This is a genomic window from Enteractinococcus fodinae (assembly GCF_031458395.1).
Classification (GTDB): Bacteria; Actinomycetota; Actinomycetes; order Actinomycetales; family Micrococcaceae; genus Yaniella; species Yaniella fodinae.
Genome location: NZ_JAVDYJ010000001.1, coordinates 1,479,990 through 1,496,325, shown reverse-complemented (window position 1 = coordinate 1,496,325; position 16,336 = coordinate 1,479,990). Strand labels below are relative to the sequence as shown.

Below are 16,336 nucleotides of genomic sequence, written 5' to 3'. Positions count from 1 at the left end.
TTTCAGCTAGTCGGTTGCAGGATCGAGAATGCGCAGCAAGGCCCGAACCCCAAAATCTAATGAATCGATGGGCATCCGCTCGTCGATACCATGGAAGAGTTCGGGAAATGCCAGATCGGCGGGTAGCTGTAGTGGAATAAAGCCGTAGCCTGCGATTCCCAGACGGGACAGTGCATTATTGTCGGTGCCGCCGGACATCATAAACGGTAAGACGAGGGCTTCGGGGTCTTCTTGCGCGATCGCTTCGACCATCAAGTCAACCAGTGGACCTGACAGTGGAGCTTCGATGGCTTGGCGCCCATGCTCATATGTCACAGCGACTTCAGGCCCAGCCAATTCGCGGATGGTCTGAATCAGCTGTTCGTCTTGGCCAGGTAGTGGCCGAGCATCCACGGTCGCTGTGGCTTTACCGGGGATCACGTTGTGTTTATACCCTGAGGTAAGACCAGTTGGGTTTGATGAGTTACTCAGAGTTGATCCCACAAAGGCCACCGCTGAACCGATGGCCTCTAGTTGTGGCTCCGGATTCGTCTCATCGAATTCGACGCCCATGAGCTCAGCGACTTTCTCCATGAGCTGTCGAGTAGTGGCCGTGTAGTGCAGTGGCCACCGGTGGTGGCCGATTGCCGAGATCGCATCGGCCATCTTGGTGACCGCGTTATCGGCGTGTCGTGCTGAACCGTGGCCCGGTGTCCCCGTAGCTGAGAGGTTGAGCCAGGCGATGCCCTTTTCGGCGGTTTGCAGGAAATACGCCCGTTTGCCGGCCACCGTTGCGCTGAAGCCACCGACTTCCGAGATAGCCTCGGTCGCACCCTCAAACAGCTCTGGCCGGTGAGTGACTAACCAGTCCGAGCCGTACACGCCGCCGGCCTCCTCATCGCCAAACAATGCCAAAATAATGTCTCGGCGAGGACGAAGCCCTTGCCCGTGCAGATACTCCAGCGCGGTGAGCATGATGGCATCCATGCCTTTCATGTCTGCGGCTCCCCGGCCGTAGATGACGTCATCGATAACATCTGCAGCAAACGGGTCAACCGACCACTCACTGGCGTCTGCCGGCACGACATCGAGATGCCCGTGCAAGACCAGTGCCGGCGCATCTGGATCCCAGCCGCGCATGCGACCTACCACCGAGGTTCTACCAGGAGAGGACTCGATGATTTCAGGCGCCATATCCATGGCTTCCATGAGGTCAGCGCAATACGCCGCGGCCTCCGGTTCCCCACGGGAGTCATTGCCCCCGAAATTTGTGGTGTCGATCTGAATGAGATCTCGAGTAATGTGAGCGACTCGATCCCGGAAAATTCCCGGCGCGATCGAAGTAGTTTCTGAGTGTTGAGCCATACTGTCACCTTAGCGAACACCTCTTGGTCCGACTATGGTGCGCGAACGACAAAAAGTATGTTATGCTTATCGCTGTTGCCTTCTCCATTGAGTTGGAGAATTCATCACCAGCGCGGGTGGCGGAATTGGTAGACGCGCAGCGTTGAGGTCGCTGTGAGCTTTATCGCTCGTGGGGGTTCAAGTCCCCCTCCGCGCACCACGGATTCGGCTCCTCATCCCAGGTCAGACCAGGGATGAGGAGCCGAATTTTTGATTTCCGGCACACACCACTGCGCCCACGTCGTTCTGGCAGTACTTTCATCTCAGACCGTGCGGTAATAATAGGATCGACAAGAGTACAGACCTCTTTTTGGCTCGGATTTTTCTTGTTTGCCGACGGTAAGGACGCTTTGACTGAGCAACTCACCATCGTGATGGTGGCTATGCACACCTCTCCTTTGGCCCAACCTGGCCAGGGCGACGCCGGAGGGCTCAATGTCTATGTCAGCAACCTCTCGCAGGCGCTGATAAGTCAAGGTCATCAAGTGTTAGCGTTCACCCGAAAAACTTCCGGGCCGGAGATACCGGTCGTCATAGATGCTGCGACTGGGTCCCAGGTGATCCCACTAGCAGCGGGCGGTTATAAATTACCCAAGGAAGCACTGAGCAGCCTAACGACCCAGTTTGCCCAGATGATGGTAAAAGAAGTGAAGAATCGAGCCAAGCACCGTGTGGTGTTGCATTCCCATTATTGGCTCTCAGGTCTGGCGGCGATCGAGGCAGCACAAGGGTTGCAGGCGCCGGTGATCCACACGATGCATACGCTTGGTGCAGCAAAGAATAGTTCCGCGCCGGGTTCGGAGCCTGCTTACCGGGTTGAACGAGAAAACTACATCGCAGCCAAAGTGAGCGTGCTAACAGCAAATACGGCAGCAGAAAGACAAGAGCTCATCCAACACACCGGTGTGGCACCACACCGGGTGGTTGTCGTGCCCCCGGGAGTGGATCATCACATTTTCACGTCCCATGGGCCTACCGTGTGGCCGGGAAGACAAGCCCAGATGGGACCGAGAGTCCTCTTCGCTGGCCGGATGCAGCCCTTTAAGGGCCCACACGTCCTGGTTGAAGCGCTGGCAGACCTTCGCCGCCGTGGCCATGCGAGCCTGCCCACCGTCCACTTCACCGGCGCAGTGTCTGGTCAAAAGGACTATAACGTTCATGCTCAGGCGTACTTGCTCGGGGTGGCCAGATACTGTTCGTTTTCCCGACCGGTCTCCCCCACTGTGTTAGCCAGTTATATGCGAGCCGCTGATGTCGTAGCAGTGCCGTCGGTCTCAGAATCATTTGGCTTAGTGGCGATCGAAGCGCAGGCTTGCGGGACAGCGGTCTTAGCGCACCGAGCAGGTGGCCTAACCACTGCGGTCGCCGACCAACGCACCGGTGAATTGCTAAATTCGTTGGCCCCCGAGGCCTGGGCCGATGCGCTCGAATCGGTGATGCTGCAGCCTGCGACATGGCGCACCTATGGCGACGCTGCGGTGCACCACGCTGCCACATTTTCCTGGACGGGCATGGCACAGAACATGCTCCAGCTATATCGCACAGCCGCCCGAGGCCGTACACGCTGCGACTGACCGCTTGATGTACAAACGGCCAGTCGAAACTCACCTGCTGAGTTAGTGCTGCTGAATTTCACCCAGAAAGTGCAGTTTTTCGCGTTTGGCATTCCAGCCGGCTACAAGTAACCGGTCTCCTTGTTGGTCGTAGTGCAGGGCTACCCGGGACGGCAAACGCATTGGCGAGGCAAATTCGATAGCCCACGTATAAGGGGCCAGAGTTTCGCGGCCTGCAAGCATCCGTCCAGCCGCATACATCCCGTGCGCGATCGCGCCTGGCATGCCCAGCGCTTTGGCTGACAGATTGGACAAATGAATTGGGTTCCGATCCCCTGAGACGGCTCCATAACGCCGACCGATATCCTTCGACAATTCCCACTGACCGGTTATCACCGGTGGTTGAAAATTAGGTCGTTCGGGCCGTTCAGGGCGTGGCGATCCCGGCAGGATGACAGATTTCGACAGGTACAACGCCATCGATTGCCACAACAATTTGTCCGTGGTGGGGTCATTGACCTGGGCCCAGACCTCCACACTGGTACCGGCATGATGGGGACTCAAATTCTGCGCCCAGGTCGAGATGCGCACCGGTTGATCAATTGGGACATCCGACATGTGCCACACTTTGTGTTGTAAGTGGACCATCCCCTGAAGTGGCAGCGGGAAACGTCGGTCGGCCATCATGGCCGTGGACAAGCCGAACGCCGTAATATGCACCGCTACTGAGGGAGCCGAATTCTGGCCCACAAGACCGGATGCGCCCATGAGAGCGTTGTAGCTATCTACGAGTTCTCGTGAGATGCGTGCGGTGGTTTCCCAGCGGGTATCGGGCAGCGAAATAACCTGGGACCGTTTAGACCGCAGCATTCCGGCAGCGACCCTTGCGTATGACTTGGTCAGCGGCGGGATGTTTTCAACGGGGTGGACACGAAACTTCTCCGGGGTTGGATGGGAATCCACAATGTTTGGGGTTAGCATCATTTTCCTACCATCGATTGGCCACAGACACGCAGGGTGGTGCCATTGATGCCCGCAGCGGCGTCCGCATGCAAAAATGCGATGGTCTCAGCGACATCAATTGGTCGGCCACCTTGTTGTAAGGAATTCATTCGACGCGCGACCTCACGCGTGGCCGTCGGCATCGCATCGGTCATCGCAGTCTCAATAAAGCCCGGAGCCACCGCATTAATTGACCCTTCAGTCGGTGCCAAACGGGCCGCGAGCGCTTGGGTCATGCCGATGACGCCGGCTTTCGCGACAGCATAGTTTGTTTGACCCCGGTTTCCGGCTATACCAGAGGTGGAAGATAGCGAAGTGATGCGGAAGTTTTCGACGACCACACCTTGTCCCAGCGCGGCGAGCAGTTGGTCATTGATACGCAACGGTGCTGAAATGTTCACCCCGATCAATGAATCCCACCGACCCGCGTCCATATTGGCTAATAACTTATCGCGAGTGATACCGGCATTATGGACGATCCCATCCAATCGGCCGAAGCGTTCCTCGGCCAGTGCCAGCAGCCTGTTTCCGGCGTTGTGGTCCGTGATGTCCAGTTGTACTGCGATCCCGTTGACTCGGTTCATCACGGCGGTGAGCGCTTCACCTGCCGAGGGCATATCCACGCCAATGACAGTTGCGCCGTCACGGGCTAAGGTTTCACTGATCGCTTCGCCGATACCCCGGGCTGCACCGGTGACGATGATGACCTTGTCTGCCAGGGGTTGATCCCAGTCGGCAGGAAGGCTGCCTGCCGCTGAAGAGACTGTGATGAATTGTCCTGCCACGTAGGCGGATCGGCCCGAGAGGAGGAACCGTAGAGCCGCTTGTGCTGAAGGAGCTGACATTTCCACTCCTTCAGCCAGCACGATCCCGTTGGTGGTGGCGCCGCGGCGCATCTCTTTGGCCAGCGAACGGGTGAATCCTTCGATTCCATGTCGAGCGGCCATGAGGCTGGCATCGGTTGCCGCAGTAGCGTCTTGTGGATCACGCAGGATTGTAATCACGCGGCCGTTGGACTGTAGCCCTCGGAGGGCTGTTCCGACTTCCAAGACACGATCGGATAGGTCGGCGGGGTGTGAAACATCGTCCAGTGCCAGGATGATCCCGGCAAAGGGTTGTTTCAGGCCAGGATCTCTGCGCACGTCGTAATCGTCAGCCCAGAGCTGTTTGGCGATGGCGTCTGCCGCTGGCGAATCCCCAACCACCAGGATCGGACCCGATATGAGTCGGTCCCCCTTGTTGTGACGTCGAAGTGGAACAGGTTGGGGTAGGCCAACGGTCTTGGCGAGTTTCTTGCCGAGTGGTTTATTCACGAAGCGGGTGTAACTATCTGTGTGTGGCATAAATACTGGAGGTCCTTTCAGAGCCATTTTCAAGGTGCGGATTAACGACCGCGCATCAGCGCGACTGCGCCCTGCCCGCCTGCGGCGCACACCGAGATGAGCCCCAGTGAGCCCTCACCTTTTTCGTGCAGCATCTTGGCTAAGGAAGCAACGATGCGAGGCCCGGTGGCAGCAAATGGGTGGCCCGCCGCCAATGATGAGCCGTGAACGTTGAGCTTGGAACGATCGATGTGGCCCAGTGGGGTGTCACGCCCCAGGACGTTTTTGTTGTAGTCCTCATCGGCCAGGGCTTTCATAGTGGCCAGTACGGTACCGGCGAATGCTTCGTGAATTTCGAAGAAATCGATATCGGCTAGGCTCAGGCCGTGACGATCGAGGATGCGTGGGATCGCATATGTGGGGGCCATGAGCAGGCCTTCGTTACCGTTGACAAAATCGACGGCTGCCATCTCGAAGTCCATGAATTCGGCAAGAATTGGCAGATTCCGTTCCCGTGCCCATTCTTCTGACGACAGCAGCGCGGCGGCAGCACCGTCTGTCATGGGAGTGGAGTTTCCAGCAGTCATGGTGGCCTCTTCACCAAGATGCTTGCCGAACGCTATGCGCAGCTTTGCGAGACCCTCCATGGTGGAACCGGGTCGCATATTATTGTCCCGATCAAGTCCCCGAAACGGTGTCAGAAGGTCATTGAAAAACCCAGCCTCATAAGCCGCAGCCATGTTGTTATGGGACAGCATCGCCAGCTCGTCCTGTTCTTGGCGAGTGATACCCCAGTGATGGGTGGTGAGTGCTTGGTGTTCGCCCATTGATAGACCGGTGCGAACTTCCCCCGCCTGCGGCGCGAGGGGCGCGAAGTGTTTGGGACGCAGTTTCATGGCGATTTTGATTTTGTCCTGCGTGGTGCGAGCCCGGTTGAGCTGCATAAACAGATCGCGAGCTTCTCGGTTGAAGGCTAAGGGAGCATCCGAGATCGTATCGACACCACCGCCGATGCCTGAATCGATCTGCCCGAGCCGAATCTTATTGGCGACTCCCCCGACAGTTTCGATACCGGTAGCGCAAGCAGTTTGCACATCGTGGGCTGGAGTGTGTGCATCCAGTGAGGTGCCCAAAACCGCTTCACGAGAGAGGTTAAAATCTGCCGAGTGTTTCATCACTGCGCCAGCCACGACTTCACCAAGCTGCGCATTTTGGAGGCCAAATCTGGCGACTAAGCCCTCAAGCGTTGACGTCAGCATGTCTTGGTTCGATGCTCCGGCGTAGGCTCCGTGCGCCCGGGCGAATGGAATGCGGTTGCCCCCGACAACCACTGCTGGGCGTAGGGAGCCTCCGGCTATTGCCGTTGTGGGTGTAGAAGTCATTCGAGTCTCTTTCACATAGTCGTGGTTACGGTTCGGTGTGTTTACGGACACTCACTTTACCTGATACTCTCAGTATCGTGAAGATGTCTGCAACACCTCTCCCCGACGGGCGCAATACACGTTGGGATGCGCACCGTCGTCAGCGCCGCAACGAACTTATTAAGTCTGCACGTGCTGCTGTCCACAGTATTGGCCCGGAAGTGTCCATGGAAGAGATTGCCCAGCATGCGGGCACCTCTAAATCGGTGTTTTACCGGTACTTCGAAGACAAGCAAGGGCTTCAACGGGCAGTGGCTCAGGCTTCTATTGATTTTATGGAAGCCGAACTGAAACGAGCTGGTTCGACAGCCAGTACAGCTCACGATGGGCTCTACACGATGGTGCTGTCTTATCTACAGCTGGCGGACTCATCCCCCAATGTCTACAACTTCTCTACCGCTATCCCTACGGGGATGGCCATTTTTCGCAAGAACATGGCGCAATTTTTGCAACGAGCCGTGGAACAGGTCGCGCCGCAATATAAGCAGCACGGTGGTGACAAAAATTTGGCCTACTACTGGGCGAATGCGGCGGTCGGATTCGTTCGGGCGGCCGGCGAAGAATGGATTGCGGAAAAGCAACAGCCCGACCGTCCCAAAGCCGAACACCTGGCCCGCAATATTGCTGATTGGTTGCTGTCAGGTGTCGACTCGACTGACGCAACCCGTCTACAACCTCAGGAGCACTAATGCCTACCACCAACACGGATGTAAAACTCAACCACGACGAACTGTTAGAACATGTCCTTGGCCCCTGGGCTGAGGATCGTCGACACGTACGCAAACTCATGGAAGATCCCGTCTTCCACCACCCCTTTAATGTCACCAAGGAAGAACATCGGGAGCTTACGCTTCAACAGCTCCACGAATTGGTCGATCGCAATATCATCGGCAAGGCTTACCCCAAAGAGTTTGGTGGCCAAGGAAATCCCGGCGCCAACGTCGCTGGTTTCGCGGAGATGTTCCACGCTCACCCATCCATGCAGATCAAAGGTGGCGTGCAGTGGGGCCTATTCGGCTCGGCTATCTTGAGCCTCGGCAACGAGGAACAGCACAAAAAGTGGTTACCCGGCGTGCTGAACATGGACCTGCCAGGCGTCTACGCCATGACTGAGATCGGTCACGGCTCTGACGTGGGCAACATTGGCACGACTGCCACATACATTCCCGAAGATGACGAATTCGAAATCCACACGCCATTCAAGGCTGCTTGGAAAGAATACCTGGGCAACGCAGCCCTACACGGCAAAGCTGCCGTTGTCTTTGCTCAGCTCATCACCAAGAATGTCAATTACGGTGTCCACGCTTTCTTCGTACCCCTGCGTGACGACGAAGGTAACTTCCTTCCCGGCGTCGGCGGTGAGGATGACGGCGTCAAGGGCGGGCTCAATGGCGTGGATAACGGCCGGTTACACTTCACCCATGTAAGAATCCCGCGTACCAATCTCCTCGATAAGCTCGGGCACGTCAACCAACATGGCGACTACACCACACCCATCGCCTCATCGGGCCGCCGATTTTTCACCATGCTCGGTGCACTCGTTCAGGGGCGAGTCTCCCTAGCACTCACGGCGGCGAATGCCTCCGCACTGGCGATGACCGGTGCCATTACCTACGGCAACCAACGCCGCCAATTCAATGCCGCCTCCGACATTGAGGAGCAAGTACTCCTAGACTACGGGTTGCACCAACGTCGTCTGATCGATCGACTGGCACGCACTTATGCCGATATCTTCACGACCAACGACCTCTTAGTAAAATTTCATGAGGTGTTTTCGGGCGAAGACGATACCGACGAAAATCGTCAAGAGCTTGAAACCCTAGCGGCCGGGATCAAAGCAGTGACCACCTGGAACGCCATGGATGTCTATCAAGAGGCCCGTGAAGCAACCGGAGGCGCCGGATACATTGCGGGCAAAAACAGGTTCAATGCGCTGCGCGATGACCTCGACATCTATACGACTTTCGAAGGCGACAATAACGTCTTGCTGCAACTTGTAGGACGTCGTCTGCTCGGAGACTACTCCAAAGAATTTGCCGATGGCTCATTCAAAGTGTTGACCCGCTACGTCGCCGAACGAGCCGAGCACAGCCTGTACCAGCGATCCGGACTACGCCGTGTGGTCCAACAGGTCACCGATGTCGGTTCAGATCGGCGTTCCGCAGCGTGGTTGAAAGACACCGAAGTCCAACGCGAACTCTTCAGCGACCGAGTCCGAACCCAAGTCGCGGAAGTCGCCGATGCGCTGCGTCCAGTAGCCAAAAAACCACAAGCAGAACAGGCACAGGTTTTCAACGAGAATCAATACGATCTGATCAAAGCGGCCAAATCTCAAGCTGAACTACTCCAGTGGGAATCGTTTACTGACGCATTAGAGCGCATTGAGGACCAAGACACCCGCAAAATCATGACCTGGATGCGAGATCTGTTTGCGCTGTCAACAATCGAACGGGACTTAGGTTGGTTTATCGAATATGGCCGCATCTCGCAGCAGCGAGCACGGGCCTTACGCCAGTACACCAATCGATTAGCAGCACGTTTGCGTCCCCATGCTCAAGATCTCGTTGATGCCTTCGGGTTCAACCAGAACCACCTGCGCATGGATATCACCAGCGGTAGCGAACAGCAACGCCAAGAAGAAGCCCTGGAGTACTATCGCCGCCAGCGCGCGTCCGGCGAAGCCCCGATTCCCGAGAAGGTATATCGCGCGCGCAATAGCTAATCCCTAAAGACCCGAAGTCAGGACAGCGTGTCGTTGCGCTCGCAGTGCGCAACGACACGCTGTCGTCTTCTGCCTAGCCACCTGGTTGAATAAATGGCATGTCAAATCACGTGCCGCTGGATAATATACATCTCAACCGCGACGAAGCGTTCGCTCGAGCCGAGCTGATCTCTATAGATAGTTATGAGATCGAGCTGGACCTGTCGAACGCTGCGGAGCTCGACGAACCGTCCTATCCGGTGACCACGACTATTTCATTTCGTGCTGCCACCAGCGGTACCGATACCTTCTTGAATTATCTTGGTCAGTCAGTTGAAGCAGTCACTTTAAACGGCACGGCTCTGGACGTGGCTGAAGTCGTGGGTAGCGCACGCATAGCGCTACCCAACTTAGCTCACCAGAATCAGGTCGTCGTCCGCTCCCACAGTTTATATTCACGCTCCGGTGAGGGTCTGCATCGTTTTGTGGACCCGGTGGATGGGCAGGTATATCTGTATTCGCAATTCGAACCTGCAGATGCACGGCGCGTATATCCCAACATGGAACAGCCTGATCTCAAAGCCGCTTTTACGATCCGTGTCGTTGGTGATGAAGCCTGGACATTGGCATCGAATGGCGCAGAGACGCACCGGGAACATGTGGCAAATGGCCTGGTTCGAGTGCATTTCGAACCGACGAAACCCATTTCGACATATCTCACGACGTTTCTCGCCGGCCCGTACGCGCACTTTACTGACACCTGGGTCGGCCACGTCGACAGTGGTGCCCAACCGATTGAGCTGCGCATTTTTGCCAGACAATCACTAGCAGAACACGTTGATGCGCCAGAATTATTTGCGTTAACCAAACAAGGTTTGACGTGGTTCCACGATCAATTTCAGCATGCATACCCGTGGGGTAAATACGATCAGGCGTTTGTGCCCGAGTACAACTTGGGGGCAATGGAAAACCCCGGGCTGGTCACCTTTAATGAAACGTATATCTTCACGTCTCGGGCTACCGTGTCACAGCATATGCAACGAGCTACCACCGTGATGCACGAAATGAGTCACATGTGGTTCGGCAATTTAGTCACCATGAAGTGGTGGGATGACTTGTGGTTGAAGGAGTCGTTTGCAGATTTTTATGGCACAAAAGCGGTGGCTGAAGCCACTGACATACCCGGCGCTTGGCAATCCTTTGCTCACCAGCGCAAGGGTTGGGCATATGTGCAGGACGCCTACCCCACCACGCACCCCATTGTGGCGGATATTGTCGATCTGGAAGCCGCACGTCAAAACTTCGACGGCATCACGTACGCCAAAGGTGCTGCTGTCATCAAGCAGCTCTTCCGATATGTCGGCGAGCAAGCATTCATCCAAGCCTGCCGAATCTATTTCAATAACTACGCCTACGGCACCGCCCAGTTGGAGGATTTCCTTGCGGTCCTCGAGCACACTTCGGGCTTAGCAATGCGTGAATGGGCTCAAGCGTGGCTACAGACCGCTGGTGCACCAACACTTCAAGCCACCGTCGATTCCACTGGGTCGCTCACAGTCACCCAAACCGCGCTCGACCCGATCACCGGCGCGGAGGTATTACGTCCCCACGCGCTTTCCCTGGCGGTACTTACCCTCAATGCACAGCAGCAACTAGCGAACATATCAGAGTCTCCCGTGGTACTTCAGACCGGACAGCGGTCGGTGAGCCTCACATCCAAACGCGTGCCCCGCGAAGCAGTGCGCGCGGTCATCATCAATTCCCAGGATGACACCTACGCGCAGGTTGTTTTCGATGAGCAGACCTTACACGCCGTGACGAACTACCCGGTCTCTGACTCAAGCTCGACCACAGTGGCCACTATCTGGTCAACCCTGTGGACCATGGTCCGCCAGGCGAGCTTCCCTGCCGCTGAGTTCGTTCGAGCGGTAGCAACGCTTAGCCCCACCATCAACGAAGTGTCGATGCACGCCAGAATCCTAGAACAGGCTGTCGTAGCACTACAAGACTTCGCTCCGGAAGCACAGCGCGATCAGCTGACGAAACACCTTGCGACCGCATTGTCAGATTCGTTCGGACTATTCGAGCCTGGATCCGACCGCCAACGCTCTGCCGCAAAGGCGTTCGCTCAGCTCGGTCGAGGTACAGGATTTTTGGCGACGGAACTGAACCACCTGCTCGCCGACAACGCGAGTTCTGATATCGCCCCAGGCCTAGAGGTCGATGATGAACTCAAATGGTTGTTCCTGACCAGTCTGGCATCACTAGGGCACATCGATAGCAAGCGGTTGGACGATGAACTCGCCACCTCGCGCACCGCGATCAATGAACTGCGGCATCGTACGGCTACGGCAGCGGTGCCCGATCCTGTCAGACAAGCTCAACTGTGGAGACAAGTTTTTGACGGAACAGACGCCACGGGCAAAGCACTTTCAAATGCTGAACTATCCGCCATCGCGACCGGCCTGAGAGCGTCAGCGCCCCGGGACCAGGGCCAGCACCTGGAAACTCTGTTAGCCGGGCTGACCTGGATTTGGGACTCCCGATCGAATAACTTGGCTACCCGTACAATTGACGGGCTGTTCCCAATTCGTCACTCCCCGATCCAGGGTGGACCGGAAACGCAACGCGAACATCCCGTGCTACACACCATCGATGCGTGGCTAGCTGACCACCCTGAGGCACCAAGTGCCCTGCGGCGCCTCGTCATAGAACGTCGTACCGATGTGTTAGACCGGCTTCGGGCGCAAGCGGCCGCAGATCGCTCACCTACGGTACGCGATGAATCCAATCCCGGGTTGTGAACTTCTCCTCTGCAAGCGCCTCAGCCCGGGAGATCTCGTCAGCGGTAACTTCCCGCGTCGTGGCCCCGTAGCGCTCCGCAAAGGTCTCAATCATGACGTCCCATATCTCGGAGCGTTCCATTCCAGTTTGACGTCTCAACGGGTCGACACGGGCCTGTGCCGAGGTGATGCCCTTGTCCGAGATTTTCTCGCGTCCAATACGCAGCACCTCGGTCATCTTCTGGGCGTCAATGTCATATGACATTGTCACGTGATGCAACATGGACCCTGATGCAAGTCGTTTTTGGGCTGCACCACCAATTTTTCCTTCGGGCGTGGAGATGTCATTAAGGGGCTCGTAGAAGGCCTTGACCTCCATCCGATTCAAAGCGTCCATAACCCAAGCGTCTAAGAAGGGATACGAATCAGTGAAGCTCATACCATCAACCAAGGAGGTCGGGGTATACAGCGAATAGGTCACGCAGTTATCCGCTTCCATAAACATGGCACCGCCACCAGATATCCGGCGGGCAACCTTGATTCCGTATTTTTCGGCTGCGTTCGCATCGACTTCGTTGCTGAAACTTTGGAACGATCCAATCACCACGGCAGGTTCGCTGAGCGGCCATTTCCAAAGGCGCATAGCTGGAGGGGTCCGCCCGGCTGCCACATCCTCAGTCAGAACCTGGTCGAGTGCGACTTGGGTGTATATGGGAATCTCCGTGGGAACGATGATTTCCCACGCGTGGTCTTGCCAACGGGTCGCATACCCGGTAGCCCGTCGGACGGCCGTCGCGACCGATTGGGCATCAAAACCAAACATCACCACTGACTCATCCAGAGCGGCCTCAATGGTTCTAGCGATCGTACTGTGGCTCGCATCCTGCGGCAGCCCCACCAGGGCCCGGTTAATATCGTCTAGGGCGTCATCAGGTTCTAGAAAAAAATCACCATTAATATTTGCCGTCGTAATAGTGCCGTTCGACACGTGGAGATCGGCAGCCACTAATTTTCCACCGGGTACCTTGAATTCGCCGTGAAAGTGCTTGCCATTGTCAGGAGGTAAAGCAGTCATGGTCCTAGCTTACTTCGATGACTCACGAACCATAGAGCAGACTTCCCTAACGACACGGAGCGGATCCTACTCAGCGGTGCTATGGTGTCGCCTAACTGACGAAGAACATGTGCGCTGTGGATCTTCGGGCTACCCTTATAGGTATGGAAAACTCACATCAGGATGCTCCGGTAGGTTGGCATAAATTCGGCATTATTGCCGGATGGGTCGCCACATTTGTGTTTGCTGCGTGGATTTTGCTGCCGCGATTGATTATCGGCACGACTGTTACTGGCGCCATGGCGGTCACTGTCATTCTGACTGTCGTCATTCTTGCGATTGGTTGTGTCACCTTAGGTGTGCCAGCCGCACGCAAAAAGAAACCGTCGAAGCGCGCCGTCGCCTGGCTATGGATTGCATTTTCCGGTGCGTTCGTCGTGGGACTTTTCCTGCCAGACGACACCATCTTCTCCGCCATCAACCATGATCAAGCGACCGCGCTCGTGGCGGTCCTGTTCGGTGCCGGTTGGGAAGCTGCTGGTTCGGCCATTGCTAACCCAGCCGCAATCGTCATGACCATCACAGGCGTGATCGGTGCTGTCTTTTCCGTGCTCGACTCACGTCCTGGCGGACCGATCCGCACCGAAGATGAAGATCATTTGCAAGGTCACGGACCATTTGCAATCCTTGGCGAAGACGAGTATTACCGCCCATAAGTCTCGCTTGTCTGGGCCATTTGCTGACTCACGGGCGCCTAAAGCAACAGGCTTGTGGTTTGGGGCGAATCGAACCTTGCACTCATACCCGGGGTGCCGTTGCCCAAGGGTTACCAGCGACGAGTTAGCGATAATGACGGGATCGCTATGCTGATGGTCTCAAGGAGACCCAGCTTGGGGAGACCCACTGCGCCCCGAAGCTCTTGTGATCGATCAATAGGTTAAATGCATGGCGCCACATCGAAAACGATGTGGCGCCGTACAAAGCTTAGTTAAACGAACCGCTGCGTTATTTGTTGCCGCCGAAGCCTTTGAAACGAGCGTTGAAGCGCTCGACGCGACCAGCGGTGTCCAAAATACGCTGCTTACCGGTGTAGAACGGGTGCGAAGCAGCGGAGATTTCAACATCGATGACCGGGTAGGTGTTACCGTCTTCCCACTCTGCGGTGCGCTCGGAAGTCGCGGTGGTACGTGTCAGGACGCGCTCACCAGAGGAGAGGTCGTTAAAGATTACGTAGTGGTAATCAGGGTGAATATCTTTTTGCATGTTGAGTTCCTTCGTTGGTGCCACTGGATTTTGCCAGCCGCACGAAGACAATGAGTTAGGTGCGGTCAATAGACCAAGGGACCATATTACACGCTTTGCGCGCGTCTAGCATCTTTACCCGACGAAACGTTACTGGGCCACATTCTGGTCCTGGAGACATGTCAACCGTTGACGAGGCGCAGCACCATATTGACCAGACCTACCAGTCCCACGACCACAATCACACCACGCAAGACGTTGGGTTGGATTCGACGCCCAATCTGGGCACCCACGGAGCCTCCGATAACTGACGAGGCTGCGATGAGTAACACGGCGCTCCAGTCGATGCGGTCAAATGCAAACATCAAATAGCCTGCCGCGGCAATGAGATTCACGGCCAATGACAACCAGGTCTTGATGGCGTTTGCGTGCACGAGAGTACCTGTGGTCATGAACACGCCAAGGATACCCATCAAGAGCACACCTTGGGCAGCGACGAAGTACCCGCCATAGATTCCAGCAAGAAACACCAGTATGAACAGGGCCGGGGAAACCCGTCCGCTGGGTACCGGTAGCACGTCATCGCGCACCGGCTCGTCACCATCGGCTATTCTGCGCCGACGGACCCAGGCATTGAGACGCGGTTGGAAGACGACGAAAAGGATGGCGAATACAATAAGCGCTGGCGCTGCATACCCGAAAACGGCCGGTGGCAGTGCCATCAGCAGGGTGGCACCGATAATCCCACCTAGTAGCGAGCCTCCGGTGAGTTTTTTCGCGATCGTGCCGGCTTCTTTAAGTTCTCGCCGGTATCCCCAGGTACCGGAAAAACCGGCGGCAACTAAACCTATCGCATTCGACATCTGCGCGGTGACCGGCGGGAAACCGACTGACACAAGCACCGGAAAGGTCACAAGCGTGCCGGAACCGACCACTGAATTGATCGTCCCCGCCCAGAAACCAGCCAGCAGTACGATGAGTGCTTGCCACCACTCCAAGCCCAGAATCTCCATGGATCTCCTTGATTCTGGTTAGGTGCGAGCAAACGCGGTGAATCGACCCTGGGAGTTGCGGGAAACGTTCAACGGCAAACGGAATGCTTCCGACAAGGTATCTTCCGTTAAGGCAGCGTCAATCGGTCCAGCTGAAATAACTTGGCCGTCCCGCAGTAACAGTGCGTGGGTAAAGTTCGGTGGGATTTCTTCGACGTGATGGGTGACAAGAATAGGGGTTGGTGCTAAAGGATCTGTAGCCAGCTGGGTCAGTGAGCGCACTAGGGTCTCGCGACCGGCCAGATCAAGACCCGCACCAGGCTCATCCAGGATCAGCAGCTCTGGGTCGGTCATCATCGCACGGGCAATGAGTGCACGTTTTCGTTCACCTTCAGACAGGGTCCGAAACTTACGGTTACTGTATCCGGCTATCCCCCATCGAGCCAGGAGCCGCTCTGCGCGTTCCAAGTCTTCCGCATCGTATTCTTCACGCCAGCGACCAGTGACCCCGTAAGCTGCGGTAACCACAAGGTTCTGGATCGTTTCACCGCCGGGTACTTGTTCAGCCAACAACGTTGAAGACAAGCCAATGGACGGTCTGAGCTCGAAAACATCAACAGCTCCCAGAACTTCCCCCAGAATTCCTACGTTGCCTGAGGTCGGATGCAGGCGGGCCGCAGCAACATTGATTAACGTTGATTTGCCCGCACCATTGGGGCCCATCACGATCCAGCGCTCGCCCTCTCGCACATGCCATGAGACCTCATCGAGCAACAGATTCTGACCACGTTGGATACTTACACGCGACATGTGAAGCACGGAGTCTTCTATAGGGGTAAATTCATGAGGTGCCACGATGGGGCGTTGCGCGTTTGTTGCAGAG

Annotated in this window: 13 protein-coding genes and 1 tRNA gene; 6 read left to right on the top strand and 8 right to left on the bottom strand. The window is 56.3% G+C overall.

Annotation, left to right across the window (positions count from 1 at the left end; genetic code table 11):
• Nucleotides 1-6 precede the first annotated feature (6 nt).
• Complete coding sequence (locus tag J2S62_RS07030) at nt 7-1,344, bottom strand: M20/M25/M40 family metallo-hydrolase (protein ID WP_310172989.1); 1,338 nt, start codon at nt 1,342-1,344, stop codon at nt 7-9.
• Between the two features lie 110 nt (nt 1,345-1,454).
• Here J2S62_RS07030 and J2S62_RS07025 point away from each other — a divergent pair.
• Nucleotides 1,455-1,543 (top strand) — tRNA-Leu (locus J2S62_RS07025).
• Between the two features lie 190 nt (nt 1,544-1,733).
• Nucleotides 1,734-2,957: a glycosyltransferase gene (locus J2S62_RS07020; RefSeq protein WP_310172986.1), complete on the top strand. Its 1,224-nt coding sequence runs from the start codon at nt 1,734-1,736 to the stop codon at nt 2,955-2,957.
• Nucleotides 2,958-2,999: 42 nt separating this feature from the next.
• Here the strand turns inward: J2S62_RS07020 and J2S62_RS07015 are convergent, their stop codons facing one another.
• Genes J2S62_RS07015 through J2S62_RS07005 form a run of 3 tightly spaced genes read right to left on the bottom strand, consistent with a single transcriptional unit; the run spans nt 3,000 to nt 6,642 of the window.
• Nucleotides 3,000-3,920: a MaoC family dehydratase gene (locus J2S62_RS07015; protein ID WP_310172984.1), complete on the bottom strand. Its 921-nt coding sequence runs from the start codon at nt 3,918-3,920 to the stop codon at nt 3,000-3,002.
• Nucleotides 3,917-5,281: a 3-oxoacyl-ACP reductase gene (locus J2S62_RS07010; protein WP_310172982.1), complete on the bottom strand. Its 1,365-nt coding sequence runs from the start codon at nt 5,279-5,281 to the stop codon at nt 3,917-3,919. The genes J2S62_RS07015 and J2S62_RS07010 overlap by 4 nt, the downstream gene beginning before the upstream one ends.
• 41 nt (nt 5,282-5,322) lie before the next feature.
• A complete protein-coding gene (locus J2S62_RS07005) occupies nt 5,323-6,642 on the bottom strand; it encodes an acetyl-CoA C-acetyltransferase (RefSeq protein WP_310172980.1) in 1,320 nt (439 codons plus the stop codon).
• 83 nt (nt 6,643-6,725) lie between these two features.
• On the opposite strand from J2S62_RS07005, the gene J2S62_RS07000 reads away from it, so the two are divergent.
• The 3 genes from J2S62_RS07000 (at nt 6,726) to pepN (ending at nt 12,186) form a co-directional block, all read left to right on the top strand.
• Entirely contained in the window at nt 6,726-7,370 is a 645-nt protein-coding gene (locus J2S62_RS07000) for a TetR/AcrR family transcriptional regulator (protein WP_310172978.1), read from the top strand.
• Complete coding sequence (locus tag J2S62_RS06995; RefSeq protein ID WP_310172976.1) at nt 7,370-9,403, top strand: acyl-CoA dehydrogenase family protein; 2,034 nt, start codon at nt 7,370-7,372, stop codon at nt 9,401-9,403. Before J2S62_RS07000 ends, J2S62_RS06995 begins: the two co-directional genes overlap by 1 nt.
• Nucleotides 9,404-9,501: 98 nt before the next feature.
• Nucleotides 9,502-12,186 carry an aminopeptidase N gene (gene pepN, locus J2S62_RS06990; protein ID WP_310172974.1) on the top strand — a complete coding sequence of 895 codons (2,685 nt, stop codon included), beginning with the start codon at nt 9,502-9,504 and terminating at the stop codon, nt 12,184-12,186.
• Here the strand turns inward: pepN and J2S62_RS06985 are convergent.
• Complete coding sequence (locus tag J2S62_RS06985) at nt 12,152-13,240, bottom strand: lipoyl protein ligase domain-containing protein (protein WP_310172973.1); 1,089 nt, start codon at nt 13,238-13,240, stop codon at nt 12,152-12,154. The two genes, pepN and J2S62_RS06985, sit on opposite strands and share 35 nt — an antisense overlap.
• A gap of 143 nt (nt 13,241-13,383) precedes the next feature.
• Here J2S62_RS06985 and J2S62_RS06980 point away from each other — a divergent pair, with 143 nt between their 5' ends.
• Nucleotides 13,384-13,935 carry a hypothetical protein gene (locus J2S62_RS06980; protein ID WP_310172972.1) on the top strand — a complete coding sequence of 184 codons (552 nt, stop codon included), beginning with the start codon at nt 13,384-13,386 and terminating at the stop codon, nt 13,933-13,935.
• A 289-nt stretch (nt 13,936-14,224) separates the two neighbouring features.
• Here J2S62_RS06980 and J2S62_RS06975 read toward each other — a convergent pair whose 3' ends face one another.
• The 3 genes from J2S62_RS06975 to J2S62_RS06965 all read right to left on the bottom strand — a co-directional run bounded on the left by J2S62_RS06975 (nt 14,225) and on the right by J2S62_RS06965 (nt 16,263).
• Complete coding sequence (locus tag J2S62_RS06975) at nt 14,225-14,482, bottom strand: type B 50S ribosomal protein L31 (protein ID WP_310172969.1); 258 nt, start codon at nt 14,480-14,482, stop codon at nt 14,225-14,227.
• A 161-nt stretch (nt 14,483-14,643) separates the two neighbouring features.
• On the bottom strand, nt 14,644-15,474 hold the full coding sequence (locus tag J2S62_RS06970) for a sulfite exporter TauE/SafE family protein (protein WP_310172967.1): 831 nt from the start codon (nt 15,472-15,474) through the stop codon (nt 14,644-14,646).
• A gap of 18 nt (nt 15,475-15,492) precedes the next feature.
• Nucleotides 15,493-16,263: an ABC transporter ATP-binding protein gene (locus J2S62_RS06965; RefSeq protein WP_310175768.1), complete on the bottom strand. Its 771-nt coding sequence runs from the start codon at nt 16,261-16,263 to the stop codon at nt 15,493-15,495.
• Between the last annotated feature and the right edge of the window lie 73 nt (nt 16,264-16,336).

Coding starts and splice junctions, on each gene's coding strand:
- J2S62_RS07030 (WP_310172989.1), bottom strand. CDS start 1,344: ATGGCTCAACACTCAGAAACTACTTCGATCGCGCCGGGAATTTTCCGG.
- J2S62_RS06980 (WP_310172972.1), top strand. CDS start 13,384: ATGGAAAACTCACATCAGGATGCTCCGGTAGGTTGGCATAAATTCGGC.
- J2S62_RS06975 (WP_310172969.1), bottom strand. CDS start 14,482: ATGCAAAAAGATATTCACCCTGATTACCACTACGTAATCTTTAACGAC.
- pepN (WP_310172974.1), top strand. CDS start 9,502: ATGTCAAATCACGTGCCGCTGGATAATATACATCTCAACCGCGACGAA.
- J2S62_RS06995 (WP_310172976.1), top strand. CDS start 7,370: ATGCCTACCACCAACACGGATGTAAAACTCAACCACGACGAACTGTTA.
- J2S62_RS07015 (WP_310172984.1), bottom strand. CDS start 3,920: ATGATGCTAACCCCAAACATTGTGGATTCCCATCCAACCCCGGAGAAG.
- J2S62_RS06985 (WP_310172973.1), bottom strand. CDS start 13,240: ATGACTGCTTTACCTCCTGACAATGGCAAGCACTTTCACGGCGAATTC.
- J2S62_RS06970 (WP_310172967.1), bottom strand. CDS start 15,474: ATGGAGATTCTGGGCTTGGAGTGGTGGCAAGCACTCATCGTACTGCTG.
- J2S62_RS07005 (WP_310172980.1), bottom strand. CDS start 6,642: ATGACTTCTACACCCACAACGGCAATAGCCGGAGGCTCCCTACGCCCA.
- J2S62_RS06965 (WP_310175768.1), bottom strand. CDS start 16,263: ATGTCGCGTGTAAGTATCCAACGTGGTCAGAATCTGTTGCTCGATGAG.
- J2S62_RS07000 (WP_310172978.1), top strand. CDS start 6,726: ATGTCTGCAACACCTCTCCCCGACGGGCGCAATACACGTTGGGATGCG.
- J2S62_RS07010 (WP_310172982.1), bottom strand. CDS start 5,281: ATGCCACACACAGATAGTTACACCCGCTTCGTGAATAAACCACTCGGC.